At 53.6% G+C, this 2,039-nt stretch carries 2 tRNA genes and 1 rRNA gene; all 3 read right to left on the bottom strand.

Features of this window, described 5'->3' with window-relative positions:
• Positions 1–38 precede the first annotated feature (38 nt).
• Positions 39–114 (bottom strand) — tRNA-Ala (locus DK459_RS02145).
• Between the two features lie 30 nt (positions 115–144).
• Positions 145–221 (bottom strand) — tRNA-Ile (locus DK459_RS02140).
• Positions 222–351: 130 nt separating this feature from the next.
• Positions 352–1,882: ribosomal RNA gene (locus DK459_RS02135) — 16S ribosomal RNA — on the bottom strand.
• Positions 1,883–2,039: the final 157 nt, after the last annotated feature.

Below are 2,039 nucleotides of genomic sequence, written 5' to 3'. Positions count from 1 at the left end.
CTATGAGTTAGCCTCTACATCCCACCAGGCACAGGTCTTGGTGGAGGTGAACGGGATCGAACCGATGACATCCTGCTTGCAAAGCAGGCGCTCTCCCAGCTGAGCTACACCCCCATATTCACGGCATCTCTACCTGCGAATACTTGGTGGGTCTGGTTGGATTCGAACCAACGACCCCCGCCTTATCAAGACGGTGCTCTAACCGACTGAGCTACAGACCCAAAACCTTCCCGGATCAGTAGTCAGAAGTCATGGACACAGGGAGGAGTCCCTCTACCCAAGCCCACAACCGATCCCAGCTATATCAAACAACCGATAAGAGTGGACGCTTAACACGAGCACTAAGCTCTGAAAGGAGGTGATCCAGCCGCACCTTCCGATACGGCTACCTTGTTACGACTTCACCCCAGTCATGAATCCTACCGTGGTAATCGCCCCCCTTGCGGTTAGGCTAACTACTTCTGGTAAAACCCACTCCCATGGTGTGACGGGCGGTGTGTACAAGACCCGGGAACGTATTCACCGCGACATGCTGATCCGCGATTACTAGCGATTCCGACTTCACGCAGTCGAGTTGCAGACTGCGATCCGGACTACGATCGGGTTTCTGGGATTGGCTCCCCCTCGCGGGTTGGCGACCCTCTGTCCCGACCATTGTATGACGTGTGAAGCCCTACCCATAAGGGCCATGAGGACTTGACGTCATCCCCACCTTCCTCCGGTTTGTCACCGGCAGTCTCATTAGAGTGCCCTTTCGTAGCAACTAATGACAAGGGTTGCGCTCGTTGCGGGACTTAACCCAACATCTCACGACACGAGCTGACGACAGCCATGCAGCACCTGTGTTCCGGTTCTCTTGCGAGCACTGCCAAATCTCTTCGGCATTCCAGACATGTCAAGGGTAGGTAAGGTTTTTCGCGTTGCATCGAATTAATCCACATCATCCACCGCTTGTGCGGGTCCCCGTCAATTCCTTTGAGTTTTAATCTTGCGACCGTACTCCCCAGGCGGTCAACTTCACGCGTTAGCTGCGCTACCAAGGCCCGAAGGCCCCAACAGCTAGTTGACATCGTTTAGGGCGTGGACTACCAGGGTATCTAATCCTGTTTGCTCCCCACGCTTTCGTGCATGAGCGTCAGTGTTATCCCAGGAGGCTGCCTTCGCCATCGGTGTTCCTCCGCATATCTACGCATTTCACTGCTACACGCGGAATTCCACCTCCCTCTGACACACTCTAGCCCGGTAGTTAAAAATGCAGTTCCAAAGTTAAGCTCTGGGATTTCACATCTTTCTTTCCGAACCGCCTGCGCACGCTTTACGCCCAGTAATTCCGATTAACGCTTGCACCCTACGTATTACCGCGGCTGCTGGCACGTAGTTAGCCGGTGCTTATTCTGCAGGTACCGTCAGTTTCGCGGGGTATTAACCCGCGACGTTTCTTTCCTGCCAAAAGTGCTTTACAACCCGAAGGCCTTCATCGCACACGCGGGATGGCTGGATCAGGGTTTCCCCCATTGTCCAAAATTCCCCACTGCTGCCTCCCGTAGGAGTCTGGGCCGTGTCTCAGTCCCAGTGTGGCTGGTCGTCCTCTCAAACCAGCTACGGATCGTCGCCTTGGTGAGCCGTTACCCCACCAACTAGCTAATCCGATATCGGCCGCTCCAATAGTGCAAGGTCTTGCGATCCCCTGCTTTCCCCCGTAGGGCGTATGCGGTATTAGCTACGCTTTCGCGTAGTTATCCCCCGCTACTGGGCACGTTCCGATACATTACTCACCCGTTCGCCACTCGCCACCAGACCGAAGTCCGTGCTGCCGTTCGACTTGCATGTGTAAGGCATCCCGCTAGCGTTCAATCTGAGCCAGGATCAAACTCTTCAGTTTAATCTCTGTATTTGTTTCGTATTTCTTAGTTCCGAAGAACCGAGTCATACGTCGCTACTCAAAGGAAGTGAGGTATGTGCTTAGACTTGACATCTAAGGTACTTCACTTCTAGTGAGCACTTGATTTCATTGTGCTTGTGAAAGGGTTTAAAACCCA

Origin of the sequence: Achromobacter sp. RW408, from assembly GCF_003184165.1 — a bacterium.
In the GTDB taxonomy this organism is placed as follows: domain Bacteria; phylum Pseudomonadota; class Gammaproteobacteria; order Burkholderiales; family Burkholderiaceae_B; genus Achromobacter; species Achromobacter xylosoxidans.
Note: the sequence above shows the minus strand (reverse complement) of the source record. Positions and strands in the feature narration are given on the sequence as shown.